Source organism: Acinetobacter sp. 742879, from assembly GCF_000588535.1.
Lineage (GTDB): Bacteria > Pseudomonadota > Gammaproteobacteria > Pseudomonadales > Moraxellaceae > Acinetobacter > Acinetobacter pittii.
On the sequence record NZ_JFYC01000003.1, the window covers coordinates 221,595 to 238,551 of the forward strand.

Here is a 16,957-nt window from a genome sequence, read left to right on the forward strand (position 1 = left end):
GTTTTATATTTAAATATCCTTTAACATCAGTTAATTAAACCAATTCTCATCTTAATATTTTTTTGTGTCACAGGTCATATTTATAGAAATATTTTCTACATAGTTTTGTCTAAAAAAGACACTATGCTCACTATAATAAAAAGCATAAACTGAATATGAATACATGATTTTAAAATGATTCAAATCCACATATAACAATAAGCGAAGAGGAAGTAATATGGAACTTCCAATGACAATGTCATTACAAACAGCATCATTTGAAGAATTCATTACAGTGATTGCTGCGGCGCTTGGTTGTGGCTTATTAATTGGTTTAGAACGAGAACGAAGCAAGCTTAAACATGAATATAAAACCTTTGCGGGTTTCCGTTCTTTTGCAATTAGTGCTTTATTAGGAGCGGTCTGTTTTTTATTTGGCATTGAAATTGGAATTGTGGGTGCTTTACTCATTGGTGCCATTAGTATTGTTTCCCTCAAAAATCAACCCAATGACCCGGGCGTGACCACCGAACTCGCCTTTATTATGACTTATTTCATTGGGGCACTTTGTATTTGGAATATTTCGCTCGCTGCTGGCCTAGCTGTGATCATGACAACTATCTTAATAGCTAAGCAGTCTATGCATGGTATTGCCAGTCAGTGGATTACTGAATCTGAATTACGTGATGGTATTTTTCTACTTGCCTTACTATTAATTGCTCAGCCTTTAGTACCTAATAAGCCTTTTTGGGGGCCGGTTTTAAATCCACATGTGATTTTAAAATTACTGACTTTAATCTTATTTGTACAAGCTCTCGCCCATATAGCAAAGCGACTTTTGTCATCTAAAAATGCTTTATTGCTTTCTTCTTTAGCTTCCGGATTTGTGTCTAGTACAGCAACTATTGCCAGTTTAGGTTTAGAAGTACGCTCTGGCAAAGCCAACGCAACAACAAATGCAGGTGCTGCATTGATGTCTTGCGTTTCAACACTGATTCAAACCTTAATTATTGTGATCGGTATTAGCTTTGCTTGGTTCAAGCTGATTATATTTCCTACACTTATTGCCTTAGTAGTTTTAGCAGTATGGGCCTTTATTTTATTACGTAAAGCCGAGCCTAGTACGGCTTCGCCCGAGCTTGACTCAAGAATGTTCAGCTTAAAAGAAGCCATTATTATTGCAGGCACACTCACCCTCATTCAGGCAGGTGTTTATGGTTTAAGTCTATCTTTAGGCGATGCGGGATTAATCGCGGGGACTTTACTTGCTTCATTATTTGAAATACATGCAGCTATAGCGGCGGTCATTGTGCAAGGTGAACCTGATAGCGCACATATGACACCTTTATTAATTGCCTTTTTAGGAGGTTTTGCAGTTCATGCTCTTGCTAAAAGTGTGAACTCTGCAATTTCGGGCGGACTACGCTATGCCCTTGCTTTCGTTCCCGCCCAGCTCATTCATATGGCTATTTTTATTACTTTACTTTGGCTTAACATCCACTGGTTTTAAAATATCTATTGTGTAAGCGAAGAAGTCTTAGTCTTAACCACATCAATGACGGTAACTACAAATTGATCGACCTTAAAATGAATATCAAAGTCTGAAAATTTCATTTTATAAATTCTTTCAGGGTCTTCTTGATAGGCAGGCCGAGGATCTAAAGCCAATACTTGCTCAAGCTCATCAATGTATTGCGAATCTATTTCTTTATTTTGCAGAAAATATTTTTGAGCTGTTAACGCAGTTTCATTCCAAATAACTGCCTTTCGTTCTGGTTCTGCATGCGCATAACCACTTTGAGCCTCCGCAATTGCATCAGAATATTGAATATAGGGTTTGATATCTAAAATTGGGGTGCCATTTAATAAATCACTTCCAGTGACATAGACACGCACAGACTTCCCCACTTTTTCGACTTTATTAAGTTTTACGACTGAAAGCCCGATTGGAGAAGGTCTATACATACTTCGTGTAGCAAATACTCCAATTTTTTCATTACCACCTAAACGTGGCGGACGAACCTGTGGACGGAACTTATCTGCACTGCCTTGATTTTTATTGTCATGAAACTGCCAAACTAACCAGAGATGACTAAATTGCTCAATTCCCTCAAATGCTAACAAGTCATTATATGGTTCTACCATGTCAATATAAGACTCGATATTGACCAAATTAGGCTGGCGTGGAATACCAAATTTTTCACGATAGGGAGAGCACATGCGGCCAATGATGGGGAAGGTGACAGAATTGATCATCACTTTTTCTTATAAACACAATTAAATATATTCAGTTTATCGGGAATGAAATTAGATTAGAATAGCAATCTGTTTTCTTTTAATCGTGATCGAGACCTTTAATGGCTGCTTTTAACGTTGAACGCATTACTCATGTTCACCACTGGAATGACACTCTTTTCAGTTTTAAAACTACACGCGATACCAGCTTACGTTTTAAAAATGGTCAGTTCGTAATGATCGGACTTGAAGTGAATGGCAAACCGTTAATGCGTGCGTATTCGATTGCAAGTGCAAACTACGAAGAAGAGTTAGAATTCTTCTCAATTAAAGTACAAGACGGTCCTTTAACTTCGATTTTGCAAAAAGTACAAGTTGGTGATGAAATCTTAGTTTCTAAAAAACCAACAGGTACTTTGGTTCATGATGACCTTTTACCAGGTAAAAACTTATACCTTTTATCTTCTGGTACTGGTCTTGCTCCATTCTTATCAATTATTCGTGATCCAGAAACTTACGAACGCTTTGAAAAAGTAATCGTTGTTCATGGTACACGCTATATTTCTGAATTAGCTTATCAAGACCTTATCTTGAAAGAATTACCAAACCACGAATTCTTTGAAGAGTTAGGTATTAAAGACAAGCTTGTTTACTACCCTACTGTTACTCGTGAACCTTTCCACACTCAAGGCCGTGTAACAACTGCAATTGAAACTGGCGCTTTATTCGAAAAAATCGGTTTACCACGCTTCAACCGTGAAACTGACCGTGCAATGCTTTGCGGTAGCCCTGCATTCCTAAAAGACGTGGCTGCATTACTTGACCAACACGGTTTAGTTGAATCACCTCGTATGGGTGAAATGGGCGACTACGTCATTGAACGTGCGTTCGTAGAAAAATAATTTTTTCTAGAAATAAAAAAACCGAGGCAAAGTCCTCGGTTTTTTTATTTCTGTTTTTATAACTTAATTGTGCCATCGATACAGGTGACAGCGGTTCCACCCACCAAAATTTTATCTTGATACAATTCAAGTTGAAGTTGTCCGTCTCGACCTACCGCCCCACCTTGTGAAGAAACTACGACATCATTTTGTGCAGGAAGAATCCCATAATAACGAATAAATGAAGCTACGCTACCATTACCACTACCACAAACAGGATCTTCATTTATTCCACATGAAGGGGCAAATGAACGAACTTCTATGTGTTTTTGTTCATCATTATTTTCATGAAAACCAAAAACTGTCGCACCCGTAACTTTCATTTCTAAATCATGTTCTTTTAAAGCGGCAAAGTCTGGTTGGCTATCTAGAACAGCCCCAGCATTAACAGCTTGTAATACAATCCAGCGCGCCCCTACATCTACCAATGCAGCGTTCCATTGAGTATTAATTTCACATTTTAAAATTTCTGCTAATTTCTCAGTATGCATAGCATCTAGTGGAGTAATTTTAGGCTTAGGTAGTTCAAATGAAATATGACTTGATTCACTCACAGTCAGAGTCACCAAACCAGCCCGCACTGCTGTACCAGCTTCCCTTCTTTCGCTTTAATTAGCCCCGCCTCAAGCAAAGCATAGGCAGTACCAATTGTAGGATGGCCTGCAAATGGCAATTCATTTTGCGGAGTAAAGATTCGAACCTGATAGTCAGCTTGTGAATCGGTCGCAGGGAGTACAAATGTGGTTTCAGAAAGATTGGTCCAGTTCGCAATGGCTTGCATCTGCTCAGACGTTAAGGTGCTGGCGTCCATAATGACCGCAACAGGATTTCCTTTAAATGCTTGTGAAGTAAAAACATCAACTTGTTTAAATGCAACAACAGACATAGACCTCTCCTACTGATTTTGTAATTTAAAATATGGTTTTTAAGTCCTCACCATTTCTTGATCTTACTGATTTACTTTTAATGGTCACAGTATCAGTTCATATGAAAAATAACAGACACAGTTTCTAATTTTAAATTATAAATAAACCGAAAAATCTAAAGTAATCAGAATATTTGAGTTAAATAAAATATCACTATAAAGTGTATCCATTGCTTTGGCTTTTTAATGAATTAACATGTACAAATATAAAAAAGTGAGTGATGACCTCACCCTGCAAATTCAAAATGGCAGGCAGCCTATTGGTTCTCGGTTGCCATCAATTCGAGATTGTGCCCAGCATTATCAGGTTAGTATTAATACCGTAAAAGAAGCTTATCGCCAGCTTGAAGATCAAGGTTTAATTTCCGTTCGCCCACAGTCTGGCTACTATGTTTGTCATGCGCCTTCAAACTTATTAGAACTCGAAGAGCGTTATGTCAGTGAAGAAAAAGTATCTCTTTCAGGAATTAGCTGTTTTCTAGCACAAATTGTTAAAAAACAAATGGACCCCGACTATGTCAATTTGGCCCTAGCTTGCCCTTCTGGGGAAAATTTTTATCCAATTGAACGCTTAAAACGCTTAACTTCTCAAGTTTTACGGACACAGCCAGATATTTTTAAAAGCTATACCTTGCCGCCCGGTTCTATACGTTTACGTACTCAAATTGCTAGGCGAAGCTTACAGTTAGGTATGTTTCTTTCAGCAGATGATATTGTGCTCACTCATGGCACGATGGAGGCTTTAAGTCTCGCGATTATGGCAACAACTCAAGCGGGTGACAGCATAGCGCTTGAGATTCCTACATTTCACAACCTCTATCCACTCCTTAATAATTTAGGACGAAAAATTGTAGAAGTGCCTACTTCGCCGCATACAGGGATGTGTCTAGACGCACTTGAAGAACTCTTAAAATCTCAAAGTGTACAAGCCATTTTAACCATTCCAACAGGACACAATCCTCTTGGTTTTAGCATGCCTGAAAACAACCGACGTCGTTTAGCAGAGCTCGCTAATCAATTCCAAATTCCTGTTATTGAAGATGCGATGTATGCCGAATTACAACTCACCGAACCTCTACTACCCAACATTAAGGCATTTGACCAAAATGGATGGGTTTTGGTCTGTGGCAGCTACACAAAAACTGTGGCACCCGACTATCGAATTGGTTGGCTAGAAGCTGGGCGCTTTCGTAATATTGTGCAGCAGCTTAAATTTACAACCACTGTTGCAGAGCCAGCTTTACTCACAGAAACTTTAGGACTTTTCTTGGAGAATGGTGGTTATGACCTGCATTTACGTCAGCTCAAAAAACGCTATCAACAACAAATTGACACCATCAAATCTTATATTTGTCGTTATTTTCCAGTCGGTACTCGAGTCAGTCGTCCACAAGCGGGATTTATTTTATGGTTAGAACTACCCGAATCAATTGATACCCTAGAACTGTTTCATCAGGCCATGGATGAAAAAATCTTATGTATGCCGGGAATTTTGTGCTCGGCTGATAAACGTTTTAGTCATTGTTTACGTATTGCAGCTTGTTTTGAGTTAAATCCTAAAATGTTAAATGCTTTGATGCGTTTAGGAGAGTTAGCAAAAAATATGCTACCTGTATAAAAAGATATAGATCAAATCCCTACTAATTCAGTAGGTTGAATCAAAAATATAGAGTTAATAAAATAAAACCATATATTTTTTATGCCTTTTATTTTATGAAAACTGAGCTTCTCTCTCCCGCAGGTTCACTTAAAAACATGCGCTATGCTTTTGCCTATGGTGCAGATGCCGTATATGCAGGACAACCACGTTATAGCTTACGTGTGCGTAATAATGCTTTTGATCATGACAACCTAAAAATCGGAATTGATGAAGCCCACGCTTTGGGCAAAAAGTTTTATGTTGTGGTGAACATTCAACCGCATAACAGCAAATTAAAAAACTTTATTCGTGATCTTGAACCAATTGTAGCGATGCAACCAGATGCACTCATTATGTCTGATCCGGGCTTAATCATGATGGTGCGTGAGCATTTTCCAGAAATGCAAATTCATCTATCGGTTCAAGCCAACGCTATTAATTGGGCCACTGTTAAGTTTTGGAAAGACTACGGTCTAAGCCGTGTGATTTTATCGCGTGAGTTATCTTTAGAAGAAATAGAAGAAATCCAGCAACACGTACCCGATATTGAACTTGAAGTTTTTGTACATGGTGCTCTATGCATGGCTTACTCAGGCCGCTGCTTACTTTCTGGATATATGAATAAACGTGATGCCAACCAAGGTGCTTGTACCAATGCTTGTCGTTGGGACTATAAGTTGTATGAAGCCCAAGAAGATGCAAACGGTGATGTGATTCCAGTTACTCAGCTCAATGAGTCAGAAAAGCCTTGCTGCTCATCAGCACAATTAGAAACAACCTCGGCTCAAACGCTGCTGGTACAACGCAATGATGAAGAAATGTTTGCTGCCGAAGAAGATGAACACGGCACCTATTTTATGAACTCCAAAGATTTACGTGCGGTACAGCATGTAGATCGTTTAACCAAAATGGGCATCGCCTCTCTGAAAATTGAAGGCCGTACTAAATCCTATTTTTATTGTGCCCGTACCGCACAAATTTATCGAAAGGCCATTGATGATGCATTAGCAGGTAAACCATTTGACTCAAGCTTAATGACCCAACTTGAAGGATTGGCGAACCGTGGTTACACCGAAGGTTTTTTAAGACGGCATGTGCATAGCGAATATCAAAACTATGCTGATGGTTCATCACATTTTGACTACCAACAATTTTGCGGAGAGGTTTTAGAACGTCACGGCGATTATATTCGCATTGAAGTTAAAAACCGTTTTGTGGTGGGCGACTCACTTGAGCTGATGACGCCTCAAGGTAATATCACCTTTACTTTAACCGAAATGCGCGATTTAAAAGGTAACCCAATTACCGATGCTAAAGGTTCGGGGCATTTTGTTGAGATTCCACTTTCACAAGATGTTGATGTTAGTTATGCCCTACTCATACGCAATTTGCCGCATGCCAAGGAAAACATTACTGCCTCAACATTAGCTTATTCAGCGAGTTAAACATGGCACTTTTGATTACAAGTGACTGCATCAATTGTGATATGTGCTTACCGGAATGCCCCAATACAGCTATTTTTGAAGGCAACAAAGTTTATGAAATTGATCCACTTCGTTGTACCGAATGTGTAGGCTTTTATGATGCGCCTACGTGTAAGGCAGTTTGCCCTATGGATTGCATAAAACCAGACCCTGCGCATATTGAGAATAAAGAGCAACTGCTAGAGAAATTTAAAGGGTTAAATTTACTCGGCGAATCTATTTCTTAAAAAGACTATCGAGGATCAGGCTAAAGTTGCTGATCCTCTTTTTATGACTATGCAGCTCAATGATTAAATAAATGAATAAAATAGCTGAGAACACTTTGCTAGTGATAAAATCAATTTATCAGTTCAGTTTGATTTAATGGTCATTTTGTACCAAAAAAATTAAACAATCGTTAAAACTGCCAAACCATTTCAACATTTCATGTAGATTGATCAAAAATCATTCTGGCGCAGCTCCCCATGTCTTATCTTTATTTAGCAATTGCGATTGCTTGTGAAGTCATTGCAACTTCAGCTTTAAAAGCATCTCAAGGTTTTACTGTTCCCATTCCGTCCATCGTTACTGTTGTGGGCTATGCAATTGCTTTTTATTTATTATCCCTGACGCTAAAAACAATTCCGATCGGGATTGCATATGCCATTTGGTCGGGTGCGGGTATTATTTTAATTTCTGCAATTGGCTGGATATTTTACAAACAGCATTTAGACTTGGCGGCCTGTATTGGTCTTACTTTAATGATTGCAGGTATTATCATTATTAATGTGTTTTCTAAAAATACCCATTTATAAAATATAAATAAAAATAAACCGAGTACGATGAAACTCTTTTTATAAAAAATTTCATCTTACTCGGTATGAACAGCTTATTTCAAACTGCCCGTCAAAAATTGTTTTAGACGCTCACTTTTCGGGTTATTGAGTACTTCATCAGGATGGCCCTGTTCCTCAATTTTCCCTTGATGCAAGAAAATCACTTGATTAGATACATGACGTGCGAAGCCCATTTCATGTGTCACCACAATCATAGTACGTCCTTCTTCAGCCAAGCCCTGCATTACTTTTAGTACTTCACCCACCAACTCTGGATCAAGCGCGCTGGTTGGTTCATCGAACAACATAACTTCTGGTTCCATAGCCAAAGCACGAGCAATCGCTACACGTTGCTGCTGACCACCAGATAAAAATGCCGGATATTTACTTTCAACAGTTTCAGGTAATCCAACTTTGCCTAGATATTTGCGTGCACGCTCTTCAGCTTCAGCACGTTTTACCCCAAGTACGTGAATGGGCCCTTCAATGACATTTTCTAGCACTGTCATGTGTGACCACAAATTAAAATGCTGAAATACCATCATGAGCTGCGTACGCATTTTTTGTAGTTGCTTTGGTTCAACTACTTTTAAATTGCCTTTTTTATCAAAGACTGTGCGTAGTTTTTCACCATTGAGCTTAATGGTGCCATTGCTCGGTTGTTCCAAAAAGTTAATGCAGCGGAGTAAGGTACTTTTACCTGAACCCGATGAACCAATAATACTAATCACATCACCGGCATTTGCATCAAGTGATATCCCTTTAAGCACTTCATGATCGCCGAATTTCTTATGTAAATCGCGAATCACTAGTTTTGCAACTTGTTCCATTTATGTCTCCTAATGATTCGATGGCTTTAAAAATGCCAACCAACGTTTTTCAAGCTTACGAAATAGCCCAATCAAAATAAAAGCCAGCATTGCATACAACACCGCGGCAATTCCAAAAGCATTGAAAGTGTCATAGGTTGCCGCATTCACATCACGCGCAATTTTTAAAATATCAGGAACTGTTGCTGTAAATGCAATGGTTGTCGCATGCAACATTAAAATCACTTCATTGCCGTAAAATGGCAGAGCACGTCGTAACATCGATGGAATAATAATGCGAGTGTACCGTTTCCATTTTGACATACCGAAAGCTTGTGCAGCCTCAATCTCTCCATGGGGAATAGAACGAATCGCCCCAGCGAAGATTTCAGTTGTATATGCACCAGTATTGAGCGCGAATGCCAAAATGGTGCAATTTATGCCCTCTCTAAAAAAAGCATCAAGTGTCTGGTGTTCATGGACATAATCAAAGCTATAAATACCTGAATAAATAATCAGCAGTTGGATATAAAGTGGTGTGCCACGAAAAACATAGGTATATAACCAAACTGGGCCACGCAACCAGATATTTTCTGATACTCGTGCAAGTGATAAAGGCACAGCAAGCACAAAACCAATGCCAATAGAAAGCACCAATAACCAAGTCGTCATCGCTACGCCAGTCATTTGCAAACCATCGGTCCAAAGGTATGCCTGCCAATATTGTTGAAGGATTTCAATCATAATTGTCCCTTCCTTACACCAGCAGAATAACGACGTTCAAGCCACATTAAAATCAGATTCGACACGGTGGTAATTGCTAAATAAATGGCAGCAGCTACGATGCTGAAAAAGAACAGTTGCATGGTACTTCTACCCGCATCTTGCGTAATTTTTACAATGTCAGTCAGGCCAATAATAGAAACTAGTGCGGTCGCCTTAATCAAAACTTGCCAGTTATTACCAATACCAGGCAAAGCGAAACGCATCATTTGAGGGAATAATACACGGTGAAAAACCTGCCACGGAGTCATTCCATAGGCCATTGCTGCTTCAATTTGGCCTTTAGGAACCGATTGAAATGCACCACGAAAGGTCTCGGTAAAATATGCACCATAAATGAACGCTAAAGTAATCACACCCGCCACAAATGGGTTGATATCAATTTGGTCCATTTGCAGTGCTTCAGTAATTTGGTTGAGCCCCAACTGCAAGCTATAAAATAACAGCAGCATAATCACCAAGTCAGGCACACTTCGAATGAGCGTAGTGTAAGCGGTTGCTATATAACGTAAAATTTTAATACTAGAGAGTTTTGAGCTCGCACCAATTAAGCCAATAATCACAGAAAGTAAAAGTGACAACAACGCAAGCTGTATGGTCATCCATGTCCCGCTGAGCAGGAGTGGCCCAAAGCCAGAAAAAAACATGACTCATCTTCTCCTTAAAAACAATATCTAATATTGATGAGATGAGAATAGATTTAAAAATGTCGGCGCAAAGCCGACATTTTTCACATCATTAGTAAATGCTAAAGGAGAAATATTTTTTCTCGAGTTTTTTGTATGTACCATCTGCAATGATTGCAGCGAGTGCTTTATTAATATTGGCTTTTAAATCCTCATCTTCTTTGCGTAAACCGATCGCTGCACCTACACCTAGTGTTTTTGCATCAACCACATTACCACCAGCAAAACTGAAGTTTTTGCCTTTTGGTTGTTTTAAGAAAGCGCCATCAACCATAATTGCATCTTGTAAAGTTGCATCCAGACGACCTGACATCATGTCTTGATAAATCAAATCTTGGACTGGATAAGGTACAACCGTTACACCTTTTGGTGCCCAATAGGTTTTAGCATAAGTTTCTTGAATTGTGCCCTGCTGTACACCGACACGTTTACCTTTCAAAGAGGCAGCGGTAGGCAATAACGGTGAGCCTTTTTTTGCAACCATACGGGTTGGTGTATTGTAGATTTTGCTACTAAATGCAATTTGTTTTGCACGCTCATCAGTAACGGTCATTGATGAAAGAATGCCATCAAATTTTTTCGCTTTAAGGGCTGGAATCATCCCATCAAAAGAGTTTTCAACCCAAACACATTTGGCTTTGAGTTTTGCACAAATTGCATTACCTAAATCCACATCAAAACCAGTTAACTTGCCATCTGGTGTTTTATATTCAAACGGCGCATAAGACGACTCAGTACCAAAACGAATCACCTTCCAATCCTTTGCTTGAACATTCGTTGCAACAGCAGCCAAAACCAAGGTTGTTGAAACGAACATTTTTTTCATAAAGCTTGCCATCTTGAAGCTTCTCCTTAAAATCCTAATAAGGTGATAAAAACTTGAGCAATTTCTAAATTACTCTTCTGCCGAAAGAATTGCAATTTCTATACCAGTAAATTAAGGATTTATGAAGGTGTCTGAACAATGGATTGTATTAACTGTTTAAATGTTGAAAAATCACTCAAATTTTAAGTTAGTTTTTGAGTGTATAAGCTTCCGCCATATTTTCATTTTCGACCAATGTCCGAATGGTATATTCATGGTTATGTTCTTTGGCACTGGCAAATTCACATTTTTGATCCAATGACATTGAACAACCACTCAACAATGGACAACCTGCAAATAATTCAGCCACCCAATCTACGAAGACTCGAACTTTAGGCGATAAATGACGATTTTGTAGATAAACGACTGATATTGGCATAGGTGCAGGTAACCATTCAGTCAATACTTCCCTAAGCGCTCCAGATTCTAAATGTTTTGCCACCATGTAATATGGGCATTGAATTAAGCCAAAACCTTGCACTGCCAAATCAATATATGAATCACCATCGTTGACAGAAACACGCCCTTTCACACCAACGCTATGAATCTCACCATCGACCATAAAATCCCAGTCGATATTGCGTCCTGTACGGCTGTTAAAGTAATGCACGACCTGATGTTTTTGTAAGTCTTCAATGGTTTTGGGTTCCCCATGCTCCATCAAATAACGTGGTGCAGCAACCGTCACACATTGAATTGTTCCGATACGGCGGGCAACTAAACTCGAATCTTTCAGTTGACCAATACGAATGACACAGTCCACCGCATCTTGAACCAAATCGACCGGACGATCACTCATTCCAATCACCAAATCAATATCAGGATACTTGGAATGAAAATCACAAAGCATCGGAATCAGAATCAGCCGCCCAATTGAAGCTTTAACATCAATACGCAGTCGCCCTCGTGGCCCACGTTCCGAATCATGAAAAGTTGATTCTACATCTTCCACATCAGCTAAAATTCGTGAAGTACGCTCATAATAAACCGCGCCATCCGGTGTCAAACTAAGTTTACGGGTTGTTCGATTAAGCAATCGAACTTGTAAATGTTTCTCTAAAGCCTGAATGGTTGTAGTCACTGAAGCACGCGGTAGGCCTAAACTGTCAGCCGCTAAACTGAAACTATTTGTTTCGACAACTTTGTTAAATACTTTCATGGCATGAAATAGATCCACACGCACACTCCTATCAATCAATGCATTTTTTAATCAAATGCACCAATTGTTATAAAAATACGAATAGTGTTATCGAATTTAATATATTTATTCGTGATTGACAAACTTTTATGCTCCGTCCATCCCATAAACCCTGTTTCTCCCATACGGACCAAAACTAAAAGTCTGAAAACAGGTATCCAAATAACTAGGAGCACCTCATGTCATTTTCCCGCAAACAGTTCGCACTGTCTGCCATCTTTGTTGCCCTTTTAGCAACAGGAGGCAGTTTTATGTTTTTACATGAAAATGCCGATGCAAAAGCTGCACCGACCTCTGCCCAACAAGCTGCAACTGTTGATATTTCTAATGTCATCAGCAAAACCATTACTGACTGGCAAGAATACTCCGGTCGTTTAGAAGCCATTGATCAAGTCGATATTCGACCCCAAGTTTCCGGCAAACTCATTGCCGTTCACTTCAAAGATGGCAGTCTCATAAAAAAAGGCGACTTACTTTTTACCATTGATCCACGGCCTTTCGAGGCAGAACTGAATCGTGCCCAAGCTCAACTCGCTTCAGCTGAAGCACAAGTCACTTATACGGGTTCTAATCTTTCTCGTATTCAACGTTTAATTCAAAGTAATGCTGTCTCACGTCAAGAGCTAGATTTAGCTCAAAATGATGCACGCTCAGCCAGTGCCAACCTACAAGCTGCTAGAGCAGCAGTTCAATCTGCCCGCTTAAATCTAGAGTACACCCGTATTACTGCGCCTGTCAGCGGTCGAATTTCCCGTGCCGAGGTGACCGTCGGCAATGTAGTTTCTGCAGGTAACGGAGCACAGGTTTTAACAAGTTTAGTATCTGTATCTCGCCTTTATGCATCTTTCGATGTTGATGAAAAAACCTACCTGAAATACATCAGTAACCAGCGTAATTCTGCACAAGTTCCTGTTTATATGGGACTTGCCAACGAAACTGGTTTCTCTCGTGAAGGTACCATCAACTCAATTGACAATAACCTAGATGCAACCTCAGGCACGATTCGTGTTCGTGCGACTTTTGATAATCCAAACGGAGTTTTATTACCGGGCCTATATGCACGAATCCGTTTAGGCGGTGGTCAACCTCGTTCAGCAATTCTGATTAGCCCAACCGCAGTTGGGGTCGATCAAGATAAACGCTTTGTCGTAGTAGTTGATGCTAAAAATCAGACAGCCTACCGTGAAGTAAAACTCGGTGCGCAACAAGATGGTTTGCAAATCGTGAATAGCGGATTACAAGCGGGTGATCGTATTGTAGTGAACGGTTTACAACGGATTCGTCCGGGTGACCCTGTGACCCCACACCTCGTTCCTATGCCAAATGCACAAATCACTGCTAGCAGTACTACCTCTCAACCTCAGCCAACAGATAAAACATCAACTCCGGCAAAAGGTTAATCAAATATGAATATTTCTAAATTTTTTATTGATCGGCCGATCTTTGCTGGTGTGTTATCAGTACTGATTTTACTCGCCGGTCTGCTTTCGGTATTCCAGTTACCGATTTCTGAATACCCAGAAGTTGTTCCGCCATCTGTGGTGGTACGTGCTCAATATCCGGGTGCAAACCCAAAAGTGATTGCTGAAACCGTTGCCTCTCCGCTTGAAGAGTCGATCAACGGCGTTGAAGACATGCTGTACATGCAATCTCAAGCAAACAGCGACGGTAATTTAACCATTACAGTGAACTTTAAACTAGGTATTGACCCAGACAAAGCGCAACAACTGGTTCAAAACCGTGTGTCTCAGGCCATGCCTCGTTTACCTGAAGACGTACAGCGTTTAGGTGTTACTACCTTAAAAAGCTCACCGACTTTAACCATGGTAGTGCATCTGACCTCACCAGATAGTCGCTATGACATGACCTACTTACGTAACTATGCGGTACTCAACGTGAAAGACCGTTTAGCGCGTTTACAAGGAGTTGGTGAAGTCGGATTATTTGGTTCTGGTGACTACGCGATGCGCGTATGGCTCGACCCGCAAAAAGTAGCACAGCGTAACCTCACCGCGACCGAAATTGTGAATGCAATCCGTGAACAAAATATTCAGGTTGCAGCGGGTACAATCGGTGCATCACCAAGTAATTCACCTTTACAGCTTTCAGTCAATGCTCAAGGCCGCTTAACGACTGAACAAGAATTCGCAGATATCATTTTAAAAACTGCACCAGATGGTGCGGTCACCCGATTGGGTGATGTTGCTCGTGTTGAACTTGCAGCCTCTCAATATGGCTTGCGTTCATTACTCGACAACAAACAAGCAGTCGCAATTCCAATTTTCCAAGCACCAGGTGCTAATGCTTTACAAGTTTCCGATCAAGTGCGCAGCACGATGAAGGAGCTTTCAAAAGATTTCCCATCTTCAATTAAATACGACATTGTGTACGACCCGACTCAATTCGTACGTGCAAGTATTAAAGCGGTCGTTCATACCCTACTTGAAGCAATTGCGCTGGTTGTTGTGGTTGTTATTTTATTCTTGCAAACATGGCGTGCTTCAATCATTCCATTGCTTGCTGTACCGGTTTCAATTATTGGTACATTCGCGCTCATGCTTGCTTTTGGTTACTCGATCAACGCGCTTTCTCTGTTCGGGATGGTACTTGCCATCGGGATTGTGGTCGATGACGCCATTGTGGTCGTCGAAAACGTCGAGAGGAATATTGAAGCAGGCTTAAGCCCAAGAGATGCAACTTATCGCGCCATGCGAGAAGTAAGTGGACCAATTATTGCGATTGCCTTAACGCTCGTTGCAGTTTTCGTACCTCTTGCCTTTATGACAGGCTTAACGGGGCAATTTTATAAACAATTTGCCATGACGATCGCCATTTCAACGGTCATTTCGGCATTTAACTCCCTTACCCTATCTCCTGCTTTGGCTGCCATGTTACTAAAAGGACATGATGCTAAACCTGATGCATTAACACGTATAATGAATCGTGTATTTGGACGTTTCTTTGCACTGTTTAACCGCGTATTTACACGTGCGTCAGACAACTATGGTAAAGGCGTAAGTCGTGTTATCTCCCATAAAGCATCAGCAATGGGTGTCTATGCAGCACTTTTAGGCTTAACCGTTGGGATTTCTTATATTGTTCCGGGTGGCTTCGTACCTGCCCAAGACAAACAATATTTGATTAGCTTTGCTCAATTACCAAACGGCGCTTCATTAGATCGTACTGAAGCGGTGATTCGTAAAATGAGTGACACTGCACTTAAACAGCCTGGTGTAGAAAGTGCTGTTGCCTTTCCTGGTCTATCAATTAACGGATTTACCAATAGCTCAAGCGCCGGTATTGTCTTTGTGACCTTAAAGCCATTCGATGAACGTAAGGCTAAAGACTTATCTGCCAATGCAATTGCTGGTGCTCTCAACCAGAAATATTCAGCTATTCAAGATGCCTATATTGCGGTTTTCCCACCACCACCCGTGATGGGCTTAGGCACCATGGGCGGCTTTAAACTCCAACTCGAAGACCGAGGTGCATTAGGCTATTCAGCCTTAAATGATGCTGCCCAAAACTTTATGAAAGCAGCACAATCAGCCCCTGAACTGGGTCCAATGTTCTCAAGTTATCAAATTAATGTACCTCAACTAAATGTAGATCTGGACCGTGTGAAAGCCAAGCAACAAGGTGTTGCTGTAACAGATGTTTTCAACACCATGCAAATTTATTTAGGTTCTCAATACGTTAACGACTTTAACCGCTTTGGACGTGTTTATCAGGTTCGTGCGCAAGCCGATGCTCCTTTCCGCGCAAATCCTGAAGATATTTTGCAGCTTAAAACCCGAAACAGTGCCGGACAAATGGTGCCGTTATCTTCATTGGTAAATGTAACTCAAACCTATGGTCCTGAAATGGTCGTTCGTTATAACGGCTATACCTCAGCAGATATTAACGGTGGCCCTGCCCCAGGTTATTCATCTAGCCAAGCTGAAGCTGCGGTTGAACGTATTGCTGCACAAACTCTACCTCGTGGTATCAAGTTTGAATGGACAGATTTAACTTACCAAAAAATCTTGGCTGGTAATGCAGGACTCTGGGTATTCCCAATTAGCGTATTACTGGTGTTCTTGGTTTTAGCTGCTCAATATGAAAGTCTGACTTTGCCTTTAGCTGTAATTTTAATTGTACCGATGGGAATCTTGGCGGCTCTGACAGGTGTTTGGCTGACAGGTGGAGATAACAACATCTTTACCCAAATTGGTCTGATGGTACTAGTCGGGCTGGCTTGTAAAAATGCCATCTTAATTGTTGAGTTTGCACGAGAACTTGAAATGCAAGGTGCAACTGCCTTTAAAGCAGCTGTTGAAGCAAGTCGTCTACGTTTACGCCCAATTTTAATGACTTCTATTGCATTCATTATGGGTGTCGTACCACTGGTTACCTCAACAGGTGCAGGTTCTGAAATGCGTCATGCGATGGGTATTGCAGTGTTCTTCGGCATGATCGGTGTAACGCTGTTTGGTTTGTTCCTGACCCCTGCCTTTTATGTCCTAATTCGTACACTGAACAGCAAACATAAATTGCATTCGGCAGCAGTTCATGAAGCACCTTTATCTACCCCACATGATCATTAAGGAGGACATTTA

General features: G+C 40.5%; 14 protein-coding genes and 1 pseudogene. 8 read left to right on the forward strand and 7 right to left on the reverse strand.

The genetic code is table 11. The features are described from left to right. Nucleotides 1-217: 217 nt before the first annotated feature. A complete protein-coding gene (locus J690_RS10405; RefSeq protein WP_002118218.1) occupies nt 218-1,489 on the forward strand; it encodes an MgtC/SapB family protein in 1,272 nt (423 codons plus the stop codon). A 5-nt stretch (nt 1,490-1,494) separates the two neighbouring features. Here the strand turns inward: J690_RS10405 and tsaA are convergent, their stop codons facing one another. Beyond that, a complete protein-coding gene (gene tsaA, locus J690_RS10410; protein WP_068906696.1) occupies nt 1,495-2,235 on the reverse strand; it encodes a tRNA (N6-threonylcarbamoyladenosine(37)-N6)-methyltransferase TrmO in 741 nt (246 codons plus the stop codon). Between the two features lie 101 nt (nt 2,236-2,336). Here tsaA and J690_RS10415 point away from each other — a divergent pair, with 101 nt between their 5' ends. Further along, on the forward strand, nt 2,337-3,116 hold the full coding sequence (locus tag J690_RS10415) for a ferredoxin--NADP reductase (protein ID WP_032035662.1): 780 nt from the start codon (nt 2,337-2,339) through the stop codon (nt 3,114-3,116). A 56-nt stretch (nt 3,117-3,172) separates the two neighbouring features. On the opposite strand, the pseudogene J690_RS0104225 reads toward J690_RS10415, so the two are convergent. After that, nucleotides 3,173-4,041, reverse strand: a pseudogene (locus tag J690_RS0104225) (PhzF family phenazine biosynthesis protein). Between the two features lie 229 nt (nt 4,042-4,270). Here J690_RS0104225 and J690_RS10420 point away from each other — a divergent pair. The 4 genes from J690_RS10420 to abeS all read left to right on the forward strand — a co-directional run bounded on the left by J690_RS10420 (nt 4,271) and on the right by abeS (nt 7,997). Next, nucleotides 4,271-5,698 carry an aminotransferase-like domain-containing protein gene (locus tag J690_RS10420; protein ID WP_081405120.1) on the forward strand — a complete coding sequence of 476 codons (1,428 nt, stop codon included), beginning with the start codon at nt 4,271-4,273 and terminating at the stop codon, nt 5,696-5,698. Nucleotides 5,699-5,793: 95 nt separating this feature from the next. Beyond that, complete coding sequence (gene trhP / locus J690_RS10425) at nt 5,794-7,164, forward strand: prephenate-dependent tRNA uridine(34) hydroxylase TrhP (RefSeq protein ID WP_032035668.1); 1,371 nt, start codon at nt 5,794-5,796, stop codon at nt 7,162-7,164. Between the two features lie 2 nt (nt 7,165-7,166). Next, entirely contained in the window at nt 7,167-7,430 is a 264-nt protein-coding gene (locus tag J690_RS10430; RefSeq protein ID WP_032035670.1) for a YfhL family 4Fe-4S dicluster ferredoxin, read from the forward strand. A gap of 237 nt (nt 7,431-7,667) precedes the next feature. Continuing rightward, nucleotides 7,668-7,997, forward strand: coding sequence for a multidrug efflux SMR transporter AbeS (gene abeS / locus J690_RS10435; RefSeq protein WP_004700493.1), 330 nt, complete (start codon nt 7,668-7,670; stop codon nt 7,995-7,997). Between the two features lie 74 nt (nt 7,998-8,071). Here the strand turns inward: abeS and J690_RS10440 are convergent, their stop codons facing one another. From J690_RS10440 to J690_RS10460, 5 genes are all read right to left on the reverse strand, one after another. After that, the gene (locus tag J690_RS10440; protein WP_032035673.1) at nt 8,072-8,848 is read right to left on the reverse strand and encodes an ABC transporter ATP-binding protein; all 777 of its coding nucleotides are present in this window, start codon (nt 8,846-8,848) and stop codon (nt 8,072-8,074) included. 9 nt (nt 8,849-8,857) lie between these two features. Then, a complete protein-coding gene (locus J690_RS10445; protein WP_032035675.1) occupies nt 8,858-9,571 on the reverse strand; it encodes an ABC transporter permease in 714 nt (237 codons plus the stop codon). Further along, a complete protein-coding gene (locus J690_RS10450; protein WP_005073444.1) occupies nt 9,568-10,257 on the reverse strand; it encodes an ABC transporter permease in 690 nt (229 codons plus the stop codon). Before J690_RS10450 ends, J690_RS10445 begins: the two co-directional genes overlap by 4 nt. 91 nt (nt 10,258-10,348) lie before the next feature. Next, nucleotides 10,349-11,134, reverse strand: coding sequence for an ABC transporter substrate-binding protein (locus J690_RS10455; protein ID WP_032035677.1), 786 nt, complete (start codon nt 11,132-11,134; stop codon nt 10,349-10,351). A 175-nt stretch (nt 11,135-11,309) separates the two neighbouring features. Then, the gene (locus J690_RS10460) at nt 11,310-12,338 is read right to left on the reverse strand and encodes a LysR family transcriptional regulator (protein WP_032035680.1); all 1,029 of its coding nucleotides are present in this window, start codon (nt 12,336-12,338) and stop codon (nt 11,310-11,312) included. Nucleotides 12,339-12,538: 200 nt separating this feature from the next. On the opposite strand from J690_RS10460, the gene adeF reads away from it, so the two are divergent. Together adeF and adeG are read left to right on the forward strand one after the other, a co-directional pair. Continuing rightward, on the forward strand, nt 12,539-13,759 hold the full coding sequence (gene adeF / locus J690_RS10465) for a multidrug efflux RND transporter periplasmic adaptor subunit AdeF (RefSeq protein ID WP_032035683.1): 1,221 nt from the start codon (nt 12,539-12,541) through the stop codon (nt 13,757-13,759). Between the two features lie 6 nt (nt 13,760-13,765). After that, complete coding sequence (gene adeG, locus J690_RS10470) at nt 13,766-16,945, forward strand: multidrug efflux RND transporter permease subunit AdeG (RefSeq protein ID WP_032035685.1); 3,180 nt, start codon at nt 13,766-13,768, stop codon at nt 16,943-16,945. The last annotated feature ends 12 nt before the right edge of the window (nt 16,946-16,957 follow it).